The organism is Streptomonospora alba (assembly GCF_000826685.1).
Taxonomy (GTDB): domain Bacteria; phylum Actinomycetota; class Actinomycetes; order Streptosporangiales; family Streptosporangiaceae; genus Streptomonospora; species Streptomonospora alba.
In genome coordinates, this window is sequence record NZ_JROO01000037.1 from 1 (window position 1) to 15,494 (window position 15,494).

The following is a 15,494-nucleotide window of genomic DNA, read 5'->3' on the forward strand; positions in this document are numbered from 1 at the left end:
GGGCCGCGGGCGCGGGCGCGGGCGGCTTGCGCGGCAAGGGGTGGCCTGGGCCCTGCCGTGGCTCGCCGACTCCGCCCGTCGCCGGTCAGGAGGAGGCCGGCTCGGCGAGCGGGTAGGTGACGCCGGTCAGCTCTTCGGAGACCTGCCACAGGCGCCGCTGCGCAGTGGAGTCGTGGGAGCGGCCGTTGGAGTCGGTGAGCTTCGGCGGGCCGGTGAACTCTCCGAATCCGGCCGGACCGTAGTAGCGGCCGCCGCGGACGTCGGTCTCGGTTGCCGCGTACAGCAGCGGGAGCACGCCGCGCTCGGCGGTCTGGGCGATCCAGAAGTTGACGGGCCGGAGCGCGGATCCCATCGCCGCCCGCACCACGGGAGAGTGGTGCCGGAACAGCCCGGTGCGCGAGACGCCCGGGTGCGCGGCCACGGACACGGCCGTCTCCCCGGCGGCCTGCAGGCGGCGCTGGAGCTCGTAGGCGAACATGAGGTTGGCGAGCTTGGACTGGCCGTAGGCCGCGACGCGGTCGTAGCGGCGGGTGCGCCAGTGCAGGTCGTCGAAGTCGAGGCCGCCCCTGCGGTGCGCGACACTGCTCACCGTCACGATCCGGGGGTCGCCGGCCGCGAGGATGCGGTCCAGCAGCAGGCCGGTGAAGGCGAAGTGGGCCAGATGGTTGACACCGAACTGCTGCTCGAAGCCCTCTGCGGTGCGGCCCAGCGGCGGTGTCATCACTCCCGCGTTGTTGATCAGCAGGTCGATGCGGGACCGGTCGTCCCGCAGCCGCCGGGCGGCGGTACGCACCGAGTCGAGTGAGGCCAGGTCCAGTTCCAGTGTCTCCAGGCGCGCGCCGGGCACCTCCGCGCGGATGGCCCCGGCCGCTTCCTCGCCCTTGGCCGTGTCGCGGCAGGCGATCACGACCTCGGCCCCGCGCGCGGCCAGCGCGCGTGCGGCCTCGCGTCCCAGGCCGTTGTTGGCTCCGGTGATGACGGCGCACCGCCCGCTCTGGTCGGGCATCCGGTCAGCGGTCCAGTTCCGGTCGGGGGCCACTACGGATGGCATCGGCGTCTCCCTGGGCTGTACGTGCGTGCGGGTGCACGGCACGGCGGACGGGGGCAGGGGCCGTCGTGCCGCGCATGCCGAACGGGGAACGGACGCCTTGCGCCCCGCCGTTCCCCTACCGCGACGGGATGTCTGTCACGTCCGCTCCGCGTGGTTTCGCACGAGCGCTTCGAAGGCGGTACTCGGGCACGCTATTCTGACCACTCGCCGACGCTTCCGGCCGCGACACGGGCCCAGCACAGAGCGGATCAGCGCATGGGCATCGAGCACGACAGCACCCGCCCGAAGCCGCATGAGGCACGCCCGCTGCGGGCCGACGCGCGGCGCAACCGCGAGCGCGTGCTGCGGGTGGCTCAGGAGGTGTTCGCCGCCGAGGGGCTGTCGGTGCCCGTGCACGAGATCGCGCGCCGGGCGGGCGTGGGCACCGGGACCGTCAGCCGCCACTTCCCCACCAAGCAGGCGCTGTTCCAGGCCGTTCTCCTCCAGCGCATGCACAGGTACGTGCGGCGTGCCCGGGCGCTGGGCGACAGCGATGATCCCGGCGGGGCCTTCTTCTCCTGCTTCGCCCTCCTCGTCGATGAGGGGGCGATGGACCGCGGGCTGGCCGACGCGATCAGCGGCACGGAGTTCGACAAGGCGACGATAGCCTCCGACCCCGATTACGACATCGTCGGCGCACTGAGCCGGCTGCTGGTGCACGCCCAGCGGGCCGGAGCGGTGCGCGCCGACCTGCAGGCCGCCGACGTCATGGCACTGCTCCTGGGCTGCCTGTCGCGCAGCGCTGGCCCCGGCGACGACGCCTCCGCCGCCACACGCCGCCTCGTCACGGTCGCCTGCGCCGGTATGCGCCCCAGCGCCTGAGCTCGCCCCGCGCACCGAGCGGACCGGCGAGCGCCGAGGGGCGACCGGCCGGGACGAAACCTAGGGACTACCTCGCCCCACCCCTTGCGGTGCTTTGCGTGGATTTAGTAACGTCTCTTTCCAAATACGTAGGGTGACAGATCCGTGCATTTCAGTGATGTGCACGTCAGGCCCGCTCCGCGCCGGTTCGTCGGCTTTTCGACGGGGCGTCTCCCCTATCGGAGCGGGCCGCCAGCCAACCCCCTGTCGACAAGGGCGCAACCGGTCCGTGTCACCCCGCTGCGGTCTTCGGGCCGCGCGCGGGCCGGTCGGCGTCCGGATCGGTTGAGTGTGAATACCGCAACCCCCCGCACGAACCGCCGCCGCGGCCCTGTGCTGAGCACCGCGGCAGCGGTCTGCGCCGCTGCAGCGGCCGCGGCCGGACTGATCGCCGTGAACACCGGCGACGCGACGGGCTCGGCCGCGGCCGAGCCCGTCGCCGCTGCCGAAGCCGCCTCGGCCTCCGACGCCGGCGCGCTGGTCTGGCGTGACGAGTTCAACGCCGATGCCGGCACCGCCCCCGACCCCGGGAAGTGGAACGTCGAGGTCAACGGTGACGGCGGCGGCAACGACGAACTGCAGTACTACACCGACAGCCGCGACAACCTCGCCCACGACGGCGACGGCAACATGGTCATCACCGCCCGCGAGGGCAACCCGGCCGGGCACCAGTGCCACTACGGCCAATGCCAGTACACCTCGGGCCGGATGAACACCGCCGGCAAGTTCGAGCACGCCTACGGCCGGTTCGAGGCCCGTATCCAGATCCCCACCGGCCAGGGCATCTGGCCGGCGTTCTGGATGCTGGGCGGAGACTTCGACCAGGTCGGCTGGCCCGACAGCGGCGAGATCGACATCATGGAGAACATCGGCAGCGAACCCGCCGATGTGCACGGCTCGCTGCACGGGCCCGGCTACTCCGGCGGAAACCCCATCACCGGCTCCTACTACCACCCGCAGGGCTGGGCGTTCGCCGACACCTTCCACACCTTCTCGGTGGAGTGGAGCCCGGAGTCCATCACCTGGTTCGTCGACGGAAACGCCTATCAGACGTTCACCCCCGCCGACACCCGCGGCAACCCGTGGGTCTACGACCACCCGTTCTTCATGATCCTGAACGTGGCGGTCGGCGGCACGTGGCCCGGGGCGCCCGACGCGAGCACGCAGTTCCCGCAGCAGATGAAGGTCGACTACGTGCGCGTCTACGACCTGGGCTGAGGCCCGGTCCAGACGTCACCCGGAGCCGGGGCCGCCCCGCCGCAGGCGGGCGCCCCGGCTCCGGGCGTGTTCAGCCCTGCGCGGGCAGCACGCGGCCCGCCACCTCTCCCAGGCCGATCACCTCGGCCCCCGGGCCCGAGGTCGTGGCCGTGATGGTGACGGTGTCGCCGTCCTCCAGGAACGTGCGTGTGCTGCCGTCGGGCAGCTCGATGGGCTCCTCTCCGTTCCAGGACAGCTCGATCAGCGACCCCCGCTCCTCCTTCTCGGACCCGCTGACCGTGCCCGAGGCGTAGATGTCGCCGGTGCGCAGCGATGCGCCGTTGACCGTCAGATGCGCCAGCTGCTGGGCCGGGGTCCAGTACATCCGCGAGAACGGCGGCCGGGCGACGAGGTGGCCGTTGATCCGCACCTCCAGTCGCAGGTCCAGCCCCCACGGCTCGCCCGGGGCGTCGCGCAGGTACTCCAGCGGTTCCGGGTCGCGCTCGGGCGGGTCGACGCGGGCTTCCTGCAGAGCCTCCAGCGGCACCACCCACGGCGACACCGACGTGGCGAAGGACTTGCCCAGAAACGGCCCCAGCGGCATGTTCTCCCAGGCCTGCAGGTCGCGGGCGGACCAGTCGTTGACAAGGAACGCGCCGAACACGTGCTCGGTGAAATCGGAGACCGGCACCCTGCCGCCGGGCGCTGGCACGCCCACGACGAATCCGACCTCGGCCTCGATGTCCAGCCGCGTCGACGGCCCGAACTCCGGTTCCCCGGCGGAGGGCGGCTTGCGCTGGCCCATGGGCCGGACGATCTCAGTACCCGAGACCACCACGGTGCCCGAACGGCCGTGGTAGCCCAGGGGCAGGTGCTTCCAGTTGGGGCTCAGCGGCGGCTGGCCGGGCCGCAGGATCCGGCCGAGGTTGGTGGCGTGGTGCTCCGAAGAGTAGAAGTCGACGTAGTCGCCCACCTCGAAGGGCAGATGCATCCGCACGCGCGCACGCTCGAACAGGTACCGGTTGAGCGTGTCCTCATAAGCGGGGTCGGTCAGCCACGCGGTCAGCGACTCGCGCACCTGGCGCCAGGTCTGCGGGCCCGCTGCCATCAGCGGGTTGAGAACGGGCGCGTCGACGATCTCGGCGAAGGGCGCGTCCTGGGCGTGGGCGGCCGCGGCCAGGTCCAGCACCCACTCCCCCGCGGCCACGCCGACACGGGGCCGCCCGCCGTCGCCGGTACTGAAAACACCGTAGGGCAGGGTGGCCGGGCCGAACGGGTCGTCGTCGGCGATGCCCAGCCATGTGTGAGGAATACGCACGTGAATCGGGTCCTCTCGGGTCGGGGGGATGGGCGGGCGGTCACTCCAGAACCGCGGGCGAGAGCCGGCCGAGCGCGACCAGGTCCCCCAGCGGCTCCAGCACGCTGCAGGTACCGAACGAGGCGAACAGGGCGCGGACGGAGCGGGCCGCCTCGCCGCCGAGCGCCGCCGTCTCGGCCGCTACCCGCGCACCGTCGCCGACCGACAGCACACGGGCGACCTCGTCGTTGCCAGCGCCCTGCAGTGCGGCGTGCACGGCCAGCAGCACGTTGAGGAAGCCGTGGTGCTCGAAGCCGGTGGCGGCGTCGGTGTGGCGCACGGCGTGGTGCAATCCTGCCGTGCATTTGAGGGCCCGGCCGCGCTCGGCGGCGGCGCGCAGGACGGCGGCCAGCTCGGACGCGCCGGGGAAGGCGTCGGCGCGCGTGCCGCCGGTGCGCAGTTTGGCCAGCTGGGCGGTACCGGAGAGCGCGTCCAGGACCCGGCGCGGGTCGGCGCCGCGCGGCAGCTCGACGAACCCGGCGGCGTACGCGGGCAGGTGCGCCTCCAGCGCGGCGGCGGCACGCGACACCTCGGTCGCGGCCTGCGCGTCGTCATCGGAGCCGTGGGCGGCGACCTCCACGGCGACCGCCTCGATCGCGGGCTGGGCCGCGGCCGCCTCCAGCGCCGGGCCCACGCCCTCGGGCCCCTCGGGCACCGTCACGCTGACCCGCAGCACGGCGCCGGGCCGGGTGCGCAGCGCCTCCCCGAGTTCGGGCAGGCGGCGGGCCGGCACCACGAAGGGCCCGGTCAGCGGGTTCTGGGGGCCGGTCCGGTAGCGCAGGTGGGCGTCGACCGCTTCGCCCATCGGGGCTTCGCCGGGCGGGAACAGGGCGGCGTCGTCCAGCAGCGCGGCATACAGCGCGGGTGTGGCGCTCGGCCCCGGCGCCGCACCCGCGTCCGGGCCGGCCTCCCCCGCTGCGCGGCCGCCCGGATGCGGGCTCACTGCGGCCTCCGGCCGCCGGCCCACGTCCAGGCGTAGCCGGGGTCTTCGGCGGCCCGACCACCCTCACCCAGCTCCAGCGGACGGAAGGTGTCGACCATGACCGCCAGCTCCTCGAAGGCCTGCACACCCACGCTGGCCTCGTATGCGCCGGGCTGGGGCCCGTGGGAGTGCCCGCCCGGGTGCAGCGAGATCGAGCCCGGTCCGATGCCCGAGCCCTTGCGGGCTTCGTAGTCGCCCCCGCAGTAGAACATGACCTCGTCGGAGTCGACGTTGGAGTGGTAGTAGGGCACGGGGATCGACAGCGGGTGGTAGTCGACCTTGCGGGGCACGAAGTTGCAGATCACGAAGTTGTGCGCCTCGAAGACCTGGTGGACCGGCGGCGGCTGGTGCACCCGCCCGGTGATCGGCTGGAAGTCGGCCACGTTGAACACGTAGGGGTAGAGGCAGCCGTCCCAGCCCACCACGTCGAAGGGATGGGCCGGGTAGGTGTAGCGGGTGCCGTCCACGCCGCCCGGGCCGCTGCCGCGGTGTTTGATCAGCACGTCGACGTCGCTGCCCTCGGCCAGCAGCGGCTCGCTCGGCCCGCGCAGGTCGCGCTCGCAGTAGGGCGCGTGTTCCAGGAACTGGCCGAAGCGCGAAAGGTAGCGCTTGGGCGGCGTGATGTGGCTGTTGGCCTCGACGGCGTAAGCGCGCAGGGGCTCCTCGCCCTCGGGGATCCACCGGTGGGTGGTGGCGCGCGGCAGGATCACGTAGTCGCCCCCGCCGACCTCCAGCGCCCCGAACACGGTCTCCACCATGGCGCGGCCCGATTCCACGTACACGCACTCGTCGCCGATGGCGTTGCGGTAGAGCTCGGAGGGCTGCCCGGCGGCGACGTAGCCGATGCGCACGTCGTCGTTGGCGAGGATCAGGCGGCGCCCGGTGACGGCGTCGGCCGCCTTCCACTCCTCGCCGAAGAGCCCGTGCAGCTTCAGGTGGCGCGGCACGAGCGGCGCGTTGGGCGTGCGGGTCTGGTCGGGCACCTGCCACGGGCGGGCGTCGGCGATGGCCGAGGGGATGTTGCGGTGGTACAGCAGCGAGGAGTCGGCGGAGAACCCCTCCTCGCCCATCAGTTCCTCGTAGTACAGCCCGCCCTCGGGCGTGCGGTGCTGGGTGTGCCGCGTGCGCGGGACCTCACCCACGTGCCGGTAGTACGCCACCGTCCTGCTCCTTTCCTGGTCGCGGGATCCGCCCGGCGGCGGGTGCGCCGCCCAGGCAGGTGTCGGCGGCCGCGGTGACGGCCGCCGTGTCGTCCTCGTCGAGGACCGCGGCGATGTGGGCGTCGGGACGCAGCAGCCAGACCTCGCCGGGGCGGGCGTCCAGAGCCGCGGCCAGCGCCCCGTCGGGGTCGGCCTCCTCCAGCGCGAGCGCGGTGACGGGGGCGGCGGTGGCGCGCTGCGCTGCGGCTCGGGCGGCTTCGGCGCCGTGCGCGCTCGCGGCGATGACCGTGACCCCCTCGCGCGCCAGCGCGCGCAGCCGCGTGACGCCGGGTCTGTCCTCCACGTGCAGGGGGACGTCGGGCACGAGCACGCCGGGGCAGGGCTCGGGCGCCTCGCCGCGCGGCGGACGGCCGGGGAAGGGCCGCTGCGCACACGGGGTGGTCAGCGCCGAGTCGGTGTACCAGAACGCCTCGAACAGCCGCCCGGAGTCGACTCGTGCGGCCGCGGCCGGATCGGAGCGGGCGCTTTCCAGCACACGCAGGCGGTGGGCGTGCTCCTCCTCGGTGCGGGGCACCAGGAACCGCATGGTGGCGCCGGTGACCTCGGCGTTGTCGCGGGCCGCGGCCAGTCTCTCGGCGGAGTAGCTCTCGACCAGGTGCGGGCCGCCCCAGCCGTTGAGGGCGAACGCCAGTTTCCAGGCGGCGTTCTCGGCGTCGTGCACCCCGGAGTTGAGGCCGCGCGCCCCGAAGGGGGCGACCAGGTGGGCGCAGTCGCCGGCCAGCAGCACCCGCCCGGCGCCCATGGGGTCGGCCACGCGGGTGTGGAAGCGGTAGACCGAGTGCCACACGATCTCGTAGGGGCGCTCGCCGATGATCTGGCGGATGCGCCGGTCCAGACCGCCCTGCGCCTCCTCGCGCTCCAGGTCGAAGTCGGGCGGCACCTGCCAGTCGATGCGGTAGACCGAGTCGGGGCAGGGATGGATGAGGATCTGGCGGCCCGGGTTCCACGCGGGGTCGAAGTAGAAGCGCCGCTCGCGCTCCCATCCGGCCAGATCGGCGCGGATGTCGCAGATGAGGAACCGGTCGTCGAAGCTGGCGCCGCCGAAGTCGGCGCCGACCGCCTCGCGCGCCACCCGCCCGTGCGGGCCCAGGCACGCCACCGCGTAGGAGCCGCGCAGCTCGACCGGGCCCGAGGGGGTCGCGCACCGCACGCGCACCCCGGCGTCGTCCTGGTCGATGGCGGTGACCTCGTGGTTCCAGTGCACGCGCAGCCCGGCCGCGGCCATGCGCTCGTCGAGGATGCGCTCGGTGCGGGATTGGGAGAGGTTGACGAACGGCGGCAGCGGCGAGGCGCCGCGGTCGCGCAGCCCGACGCTGAACAGCTCGTGGTCGCGGTAGAAGGTGCGGGCGGTGTCCCAGGTCAGCCCTTCCTCGGCGACGGCGTGGGCGCCCAGGTCCTCCCAGACGTCGAGCACGTCGCGCTGCTGGACGATGGCCTTGGATCCGACGGCCTCGCGCTCGGGGCGGGCGTCGACGACGGTCACGGGCAGGCCCCAGCGCGCCAGCAGCAGCGCCGCGGTCTGGCCCACCGGACCGGCGCCCAGCACCAGCACGGGTGCGGCCGCCCCGCCGAGCTCGGCCGACGGGGCGGGGGGCGGTACTGACTCCTCGGGCATGTCGCCTCCGTTCACTCGCGGCAGGGCACTCAGCTCTGCAGCCGGTCCCAGACCTCGCGATCGCGTTCGGCGGTCCAGATGACGGGGCGCTCGATCCCCGACAGCTCGTCCCACAGCCGCGACACGTCGAAGGGCAGGCAGTGCTCGAAGATGGGCCAGTGGCCGTAGGTGCCCACCAGCGCGGCGTGGGCGGCGGTGAAGGCCTCCTTGAGAGTGCCGCCGCGCCCGTGCACCGCGCCGACCTCGGCGATCATGGTGCCCAGGAAGTCGCGGGTCTGAGCGATGGCGGCGTCCACCGCCGCGCGCCCGTGGGTGACGGGGCCGCGCCCGCCGATGAGCGCCTCGGCGCGCAGCGCGGCGAGGCCGTCGAGGGTGGGGCCGGCCCAGTCGTAGTGGAAGGCGTCGCCGGTGTAGAGCGCGGCCTCGGCCTCGACCAGGTCGCCGGCGAAGAGGATGCGCTGCTTGGGCAGCCAGGCGACGATGTCGCCCTCGGTGTGGCCGCGGCCGAGGTATTGCAGGACGAGCTGCCCGCGGTCGCCGCCCAGGTCGATGGTGGTGCGGTCGGAGAAGGTCAGTGTGGGCCAGGTCAGCCCGGGCACCGAGTCGGGATCCTTGGCCAGGCGCGGCATGCGGCCGAACTCGCTGGCCCAGTCGGCCTCGCCGCGTTCGGCGATCAGGTCGCGGGTCTTCTCGTGGGCGACGACGACGTCGGCGCCGAAGGCGCTGGCTCCCAGCACGCGAACCGCGTGGTAGTGCGAGAGCACGAGGTAGCGGATGGGCTTGTCGGTGTACTCGCGCAGCCGCGCCAGCCACTCGCGGGCGGCCGTGGGGGTGGCCATGGCCTCGAAGCAGACCAGGAAGTCCTCGCCTTCGATCGCGCCGATGTTGGGGTCGCCCTGGGCGGTAAGCGCGTAGACGCCGTCGGCGACGACCTCGAGCGTCTGCTCCTTCTCGGCGAGGTCGGCCGAAGAGGCGAAGGGTTTGGCTGCCATCGGGATGTCTCCTCTTGCTGGGGTCGGGATCGGGTCGGCGAAGCGGGCGGCGGGCCGGCGGTGTGCTGCCGGTTCCTCGATTGGAGCCGATCAGTCCCGGGCGGGCTCAGCGGCGCGCCGGGGCATCAGCACCGCCAGGCAGGCGAGGCTGAGCAGGCAGACGGCGAACAGGTAGCCGGTGATGGGCCAGGAGGACTGCCAGGCGGCGTAGAGGGCGGTGGCGGCGGTGGGCGCCAGGCCGCCGCCCAGGATCGAGCCGACCTGGTAGCCCAGGGAGGCGCCGCTGTAGCGCACCCTGGCGCTGAAGAGCTCGGAGAACAGCGCGGCCAGCGGGCCGTAGGTGGCGCCGAGGAAGAACGCGGCGCCCGCCATCGCGATCACGATCAGTCCGGTGTTCGCGGTGTCGATGAGCGGGAAGAACACCAGCACCCAGGCGGCCAGCCCGACCGATCCGCCCAGCAGCACCCGGCGCCGGCCCAGCCTGTCGCTCAGGGCCGAGGCCCACGGGATGGAGACCAGCCACACGAGCGCGCCCAGGAGGGTGATCCCCAGCATCAGGCTGCGGTCCAGGCCCAGCACGGTGGTGGTGTAGGACAGCGCGTAGGCCATGAAGATGTAGCCGACGGTGTTGTTGCCGATGAAGGCGCCGGCGGCGAGCAGCACCTGCTTGGGGTTGTGGCGCAGCACCGCGGCGATGGGCATGCGGGCCTTGGCGCCGCTGCGGTCGACCGCCACGAAGTCGGGGCTCTCGCTGATGCGGAAGCGGATGAACAGGCCCACCGCCACCAGTACCGCGCTGAGCAGGAACGGCACTCGCCATCCCCAGGCCATGAACGCCTCGTCGCTCACCGCCGAGGACATCGACAGGAAGACGATGTTGGCCAGGATCAGCCCGCCGGGCACGCCCATCTGCGGGAAGCTGCCGTAGAAGCCGCGGCGGTGGCGCGGGGCGTGCTCGACGGCCATCAGCACGGCGCCGCCCCATTCGCCGCCCACGCCCAGGCCCTGGATGAAGCGGAGGACGACCAGCAGCACCGGCGCCCACACGCCGATGGTCTGGTAGGTGGGCAGCAGCCCGATGGCGAACGTGGCCGCGCCCATCATGATCAGCGAGGTCACCAGCATGGATTTGCGGCCGATGCGGTCGCCGAAGTGGCCCATGACGACACCGCCCACAGGGCGGGCGAAGAAGCCCACGGAGAACGTGGCGAAGGCGGCCAGGGTGCCGGCCACCGAGGAGAACTCGGGGAAGAACAGCGGGCCGAACACGATCGCGGCGGCGCTGCCGTAGATGAAGTAGTCGTACCACTCCACGGCGGTGCCGATGAAGCTTGCTGAGGCGACCTTGAACGGGCTGACGGGGGCCGGTGCGGTGGACGCGGCCCGGGGCGTGGGGGGCATGGCGGCACCTCGCAGATGTCGGCGGCGCCGGGCGGGCCGGCGCGGCTGGTCCTCGGGCTGGTGGTCGGTCGTCGCCGCGGTGCTCACCGGCGGGACGGACCGGGTGCGCAGGAGCCCGGTGTGGGGTGGGCCACCGCTTCCCTCTAGGGTGATCCCGATCACTGCATTGGTAAAGCATAGGAAACTTGGGAGTGGGATTGGCGGAACTTATGAATCCTGCGCCGCGGTTCTCCCTGCGCCAGCTCGCCTATTTCGTCGCCATCGCCGAGGCCGGCACCATCAGCGAGGCCGCCCAGCGCCTGCACATCTCCCAGCCCGCGGTCTCGCTCGCGCTCAGCGACCTGGAGCGCGCGCTCAAAGTGCAGTTGTGTGTGCGCCGCAAGTCCCACGGCATCACGCTGACCCCCACGGGCACCCAGGTGCTGCGCCGCGCCCGCCAGCTGCTGCGCCAGGCCGAGGACCTGGAGGGCGAGGCAAGCGCGGGAGAGGGATCGCTGACCGGGGTGCTGTCGCTGGGGTGCTTCGTGACGCTGGCGCCCACGGTGCTGCCGCCGCTGCTGCAGGGCTTCTCCGCGCTGCATCCGGGGTTGACCGTGGACTTCGCCGAAGCCACCCAGGACGTGCTCCAGCGGCGCCTGCTCAGCGGCGAGTTGGATCTGGCGGTCATCTACGACATGGACGTGGTGCCGGAGATGGAGCGGGCCGAGCTGTTCACGATGCGTCCGCACATCCTGCTGCCGGCCGACCACCCGCTGGCCGATCGTCCCGCGGTGTCGCTGCACGAGCTGGCCCCCGAGCCCATGGTGCTGCTGGACGCCGCTCCCAGCTCCCACCACGCGCTGGGGCTGTGCCACGGTTTCGGAGTGGTGCCGCGGGTGCGCTACAGGCCCACCAGCTACGAGGTAGCCCGCGCTCTGGTCGGACGCGGCATGGGCTGGAGTATCCTCGTACAGCGCCCCTCCAACGACCGAACGTACGAGGGGTCGCGCGTGGTCATCAAGGAAATCGCCGAACCGGTGCGCGCCGAGGCGGTGCTGCTGGCGTGGCCGCGTGCGGTGCGGCTGAACCGCCGCGCCGAAGAGTTCCTGCGGTACTGCCGCGACGCCGCTCTGCCGACCGGAGCCCGGCCGGAGGCCTCTCAGGCGTAGCCGGGGCCGCCGCGGGCTGCGGAGCGGTGAGGGCGATCGCACGGCCGCGCAGGGCCGTGTTCGGTCCGCACCGCGCCGTGGGAAGTGGGATCATTCCCTGGCGGCGCCTGCCGCCGACACCCGTTCACGCCGTACGCCCGCACGAGGAGTCCCGTCATGGCCACACCCGCCGCCGCCGATGCCGTCCCCGGCTTCGCCGAACTGCCGCTGCGGGAGGAGCTTCTCGACGCACTCGCCCGGCTGGGCTACGAGGAGCCTACCCCCATCCAGCGCGAAGCCATTCCGCACGTGATCGAAAGGCGGGACCTGCTGGGCCAGGCGGCCACCGGCACCGGCAAGACCGCCGCGTTCGCGCTGCCGATCCTGCAGCGCATGGTCGAGCAGGGAGAGCAGCGCGAGGGCTCGGCGCCGATGGCCCTGGTGCTGGTGCCCACCCGCGAGCTGGCCGTTCAGGTCTGCGAGGCGGTACACCGCTACGGCCGCGACGTCGGCGTGCGGGTCCTGCCGGTCTACGGCGGCCAGCCGATCGGCCGCCAGATCCGCAGCCTGGAGCGCGGCGTCGACGTGGTCGTGGCCACCCCGGGCCGGGCGCTGGACCACATGAACCGGGGCACGCTCGCGCTGGACGAGTTGGCGATGACGGTGCTCGACGAGGCCGACGAGATGTTCGACATGGGCTTCGCCGAAGACATCGAAACCATCATGGAGGAGATCCCCGAGGGCTGCCAGACCGTGCTGTTCTCGGCGACGATGCCCCCACGCATCGAGCGGATGGCCAGCGGGAACCTCACCGACCCGGTGCGCATCCAGATCGCCCGGGAGACCAGCGCCGCCGGCGAGGCGCCGCTGGTGCGCCAGAGCGCCTACGTGGTGCCGCGTGCGCACAAGCCCGCCGCGATCGGGCGCCTGCTGGACGTGGAGTCGCCCACGGCCACCATCGTCTTCTGCCGCACCCGCGAGGAGGTCGACCAGCTCTCCGAGGTGCTCAACGGGCGCGGCCACCGCTCCGAGGCGCTGCACGGCGGAATGAGCCAGGAGCAGCGCGACCGCACCCTGGGTCGGCTGCGCGCCGGCACCATCGACCTGGTCGTGGCCACCGACGTCGCCGCGCGCGGACTCGACATCGAGCACCTGTCGCACGTGGTCAACTACAACGTGCCCTCGGCGCCGGACTCCTACGTGCACCGCATCGGCCGGGTGGGCCGCGCGGGCCGCGAGGGGGTGGCCATCACGCTGGTGGAGCCGCGCGAGCACCGCATGCTCAAGGCCATCCGCCGCGCCACCGACTACACGATCACGGTGCAGAAGCTCCCCACGATCGCCGACATCCGCGCCCGCCGCCTGGAACTGACCACCGCGGCGCTGCGCGAGAGCCTGCTCGACGACGAGGCCGAGGACGACCGCGAGCACTTCCGCGTGGTCGTCGAGACGCTGGCCGACGAGTTCGACGTGATGGAGGTGGCGCTGGCGGCGGTCAAGCTCGCCCACGAGGCCTCCGGCGGCTCGGTCGACGAGGAGGAGGAGATCCCCGAGGTCAGCATCAAGCCCGAGCAGAAGGACAAGGGCCGCAAGCAGCGCGACAACGGCAAGCGCGGCCAGCGGTCCGAGGGCGGCGAGCAGCGCGGCGGGCGGGAGTCCACCGGAGGGATGACGCGCCTGTTCATCGGCGCCGGACGCGGGGCCAAGGTCCGTCCGCAGGACCTGGTGGGCGCGATCACCGGCGAGTCGGAACTGCGCGGCCGCGACATCGGCCACATCGAGATCGCCGAGCGGTTCTCCCTGGTCGAGGTGCCCGCCGCGTCCGCAGACGAGGTCATCTCGGCGCTGAAGAACACCACCATCAAGGGCCGCAAGGCCCCGGTACGCCGCGACGCCAAGGAGTCCGCCAAGTAGCTGCGGGCGGGTGGCCGCGCGCCGGGCGGGTGGCCGCGCGCGGTGCACAACTGCGTGAGGGGCGGCCCGCCGGCGGTTCCGTCCCCCGCCGGCGGGCCCTGGACCCCGAGCCCGGCCACCGCTGTCGGCCACGCGCCGACCGGACGGCACCGACTCTCGCACGCGGGTCGGACATTCCCCGCCGCTCTCCCGCCCCCTTCCCGCGCCCCTTCCCGCGTTGATCTTGTACCTACGGACACCGGAAATCGATTGCCGTCTCCGCAGGTACAAGATCAACGGGCTTGAGGCGCGGGAGGAGGTGGAGGAGCGGAACGGGGGCGGGTCCTCAGACGGGCATCTTGCCGTGGAAGGCGAACGGCGCACCCAGCCCGGAGTCGTAGTCCTCGGAGAGCCGGACGGAGTAGAGGAACCGGTCCTCCTCGGCAGCCATCGCACAGGCCCCGCGCAAGGTGGTGGCCGTACCGGGCGGAACGTTCACGGCCACCCTGCCCGCCTTGTCGACTGCAGGAACGGTGTCGGCCCGGCGCGGGGGAAGACCCGTCCAGCACCGCGTCCTCGGGGCCAGGCGGATCGACGATCCGGACCCGTTCAGAATGTTCAGCGACCACGCGGCGTAGGGCGTGCCGTCGTGCCTGCCCCGGTCGAAGGAGATCAGCTGGACGGATACCCCGTTGGCGAAGCGGTGCGTCCGGTCGGCGGGCGTCAGCACCTTCACCGCCGCGAAGCAGCCGGCGGCCAGGATGATGACGAGGGCTGCGCTCACGACTCCCTTCACCCGCATAGTCGGGCAAAGCTACCACTGCGCACGAGGCCCTGGAGTTCCGCAAGAAGGCGGCCCGCGCAGCGGTGGAATCGCGGCGACCGCGCCGCTCAGCCGGAACGGCGCCGCAGCGCCGCGACTCGCGATGCCCAGGCCCGTCGCGGGGCCGACCCTGCAGGTTCCTCGTTTCGCTCGTGCCAAGCGGACACCGGCCGAACGGATCCTGCCCGCGTATCGCCTGGTAGATGGGGTGCAGACACAGCCGCGTAGCGGCTCGCTTACACACGCATAACACCGCGGTGGATACGGTGAGGACAATGACTACCAATTCCGAGACCGGCCAGGGCACGACAGCGGCTCCCGAGCCCTCCGATGCGTCGACCCCTGAAATGTCCGAACCCGAGCACAGTCCCGAAACCGTCGGCGACTCCGAAACCGACGGCGGTTTCGACGACGCCGAGGGGCTCGACACCGAATCCGGCGCGCGAACGCACAGCTTCGCACCGGCCCCGGGCGGGATCCTCTCCGCCGAAACCTTCGCCATCATCGGCCTGATGCTCGTCGGCGGCCTGCTGGCGGGATGGCGGGCCACCGAGGTGGTACCGAGCCTGCTGGCCCAGAGCCAGGAGGGCGTCATCGGCGGCATGATGATCGCCGAGGGCGCGGTCGCACTCCTGGCCGTCGTCTCCGGGGGGCTCAGCCTCGCGCTCGCCGACGCCTCCACACGGCCGTGGGCGCGGTGGATCGCGTCCGCGACCATCGCGGTGGGCGCGCTCTTGGTCCTCGTGGCGGCCGGAGCCTACTTGCAGGTTCCCGAGCCGCAGCCGCAGGTGCCCATGGCGCCGGGCTCCTGACCCGACCGGATGCGGTCGGAGGTGCGGCCCGGCGGCCCGCAGTGCCGACAGCAGCGCGAGTCTCCGATCCCTGCGTGACCTCGCGGCACACACCGGCCGGCGGGCGCAGGCGGCAACGCTACGC

Annotated in this window: 13 protein-coding genes; 5 read left to right on the plus strand and 8 right to left on the minus strand. The window is 72.7% G+C overall.

What is annotated here, in order from left to right:
* Window positions 1-85: 85 nt before the first annotated feature.
* Window positions 86-1,051: an oxidoreductase gene (locus tag LP52_RS18690; RefSeq protein ID WP_040275424.1), complete on the minus strand. Its 966-nt coding sequence runs from the start codon at window positions 1,049-1,051 to the stop codon at window positions 86-88.
* 255 nt (window positions 1,052-1,306) lie between these two features.
* Here LP52_RS18690 and LP52_RS18695 point away from each other — a divergent pair, with 255 nt between their 5' ends.
* Window positions 1,307-1,912 (plus strand): TetR/AcrR family transcriptional regulator, encoded by a 606-nt coding sequence (locus LP52_RS18695; RefSeq protein ID WP_052810019.1) that lies wholly within the window; start codon window positions 1,307-1,309, stop codon window positions 1,910-1,912.
* A 330-nt stretch (window positions 1,913-2,242) separates the two neighbouring features.
* Window positions 2,243-3,169 carry a glycoside hydrolase family 16 protein gene (locus tag LP52_RS18700; protein ID WP_084723324.1) on the plus strand — a complete coding sequence of 309 codons (927 nt, stop codon included), beginning with the start codon at window positions 2,243-2,245 and terminating at the stop codon, window positions 3,167-3,169.
* Window positions 3,170-3,239: 70 nt separating this feature from the next.
* Here the strand turns inward: LP52_RS18700 and fahA are convergent, their stop codons facing one another.
* The 6 genes from fahA to LP52_RS18730 all read right to left on the minus strand — a co-directional run bounded on the left by fahA (window position 3,240) and on the right by LP52_RS18730 (window position 10,715).
* Window positions 3,240-4,460 carry a fumarylacetoacetase gene (gene fahA / locus LP52_RS18705; protein WP_040275492.1) on the minus strand — a complete coding sequence of 407 codons (1,221 nt, stop codon included), beginning with the start codon at window positions 4,458-4,460 and terminating at the stop codon, window positions 3,240-3,242.
* A 46-nt stretch (window positions 4,461-4,506) separates the two neighbouring features.
* Complete coding sequence (locus LP52_RS18710; RefSeq protein ID WP_338011649.1) at window positions 4,507-5,448, minus strand: hypothetical protein; 942 nt, start codon at window positions 5,446-5,448, stop codon at window positions 4,507-4,509.
* Window positions 5,445-6,647 (minus strand): homogentisate 1,2-dioxygenase, encoded by a 1,203-nt coding sequence (locus tag LP52_RS18715; protein WP_040275426.1) that lies wholly within the window; start codon window positions 6,645-6,647, stop codon window positions 5,445-5,447. Before LP52_RS18715 ends, LP52_RS18710 begins: the two co-directional genes overlap by 4 nt.
* Window positions 6,622-8,322, minus strand: coding sequence for an FAD-dependent monooxygenase (locus LP52_RS18720; RefSeq protein ID WP_052810020.1), 1,701 nt, complete (start codon window positions 8,320-8,322; stop codon window positions 6,622-6,624). The genes LP52_RS18715 and LP52_RS18720 overlap by 26 nt, the downstream gene beginning before the upstream one ends.
* Window positions 8,323-8,351: 29 nt before the next feature.
* Window positions 8,352-9,314, minus strand: coding sequence for an MBL fold metallo-hydrolase (locus tag LP52_RS18725; RefSeq protein ID WP_040275428.1), 963 nt, complete (start codon window positions 9,312-9,314; stop codon window positions 8,352-8,354).
* 90 nt (window positions 9,315-9,404) lie between these two features.
* Window positions 9,405-10,715, minus strand: a complete 1,311-nt coding sequence (locus LP52_RS18730) for an MFS transporter (protein WP_040275430.1) — start codon at window positions 10,713-10,715, stop codon at window positions 9,405-9,407.
* A 209-nt stretch (window positions 10,716-10,924) separates the two neighbouring features.
* On the opposite strand from LP52_RS18730, the gene LP52_RS18735 reads away from it, so the two are divergent.
* Both LP52_RS18735 and LP52_RS18740 read left to right on the plus strand, forming a co-directional pair.
* Entirely contained in the window at window positions 10,925-11,863 is a 939-nt protein-coding gene (locus LP52_RS18735; RefSeq protein WP_238580986.1) for a LysR substrate-binding domain-containing protein, read from the plus strand.
* 156 nt (window positions 11,864-12,019) lie between these two features.
* Entirely contained in the window at window positions 12,020-13,756 is a 1,737-nt protein-coding gene (locus tag LP52_RS18740; protein ID WP_040275431.1) for a DEAD/DEAH box helicase, read from the plus strand.
* A gap of 325 nt (window positions 13,757-14,081) precedes the next feature.
* Here LP52_RS18740 and LP52_RS18745 read toward each other — a convergent pair whose 3' ends face one another.
* Window positions 14,082-14,519, minus strand: a complete 438-nt coding sequence (locus LP52_RS18745) for a hypothetical protein (protein ID WP_040275436.1) — start codon at window positions 14,517-14,519, stop codon at window positions 14,082-14,084.
* Between the two features lie 314 nt (window positions 14,520-14,833).
* Here LP52_RS18745 and LP52_RS18750 point away from each other — a divergent pair, with 314 nt between their 5' ends.
* Window positions 14,834-15,370: a hypothetical protein gene (locus LP52_RS18750; protein ID WP_157036396.1), complete on the plus strand. Its 537-nt coding sequence runs from the start codon at window positions 14,834-14,836 to the stop codon at window positions 15,368-15,370.
* Window positions 15,371-15,494 lie beyond the last annotated feature (124 nt).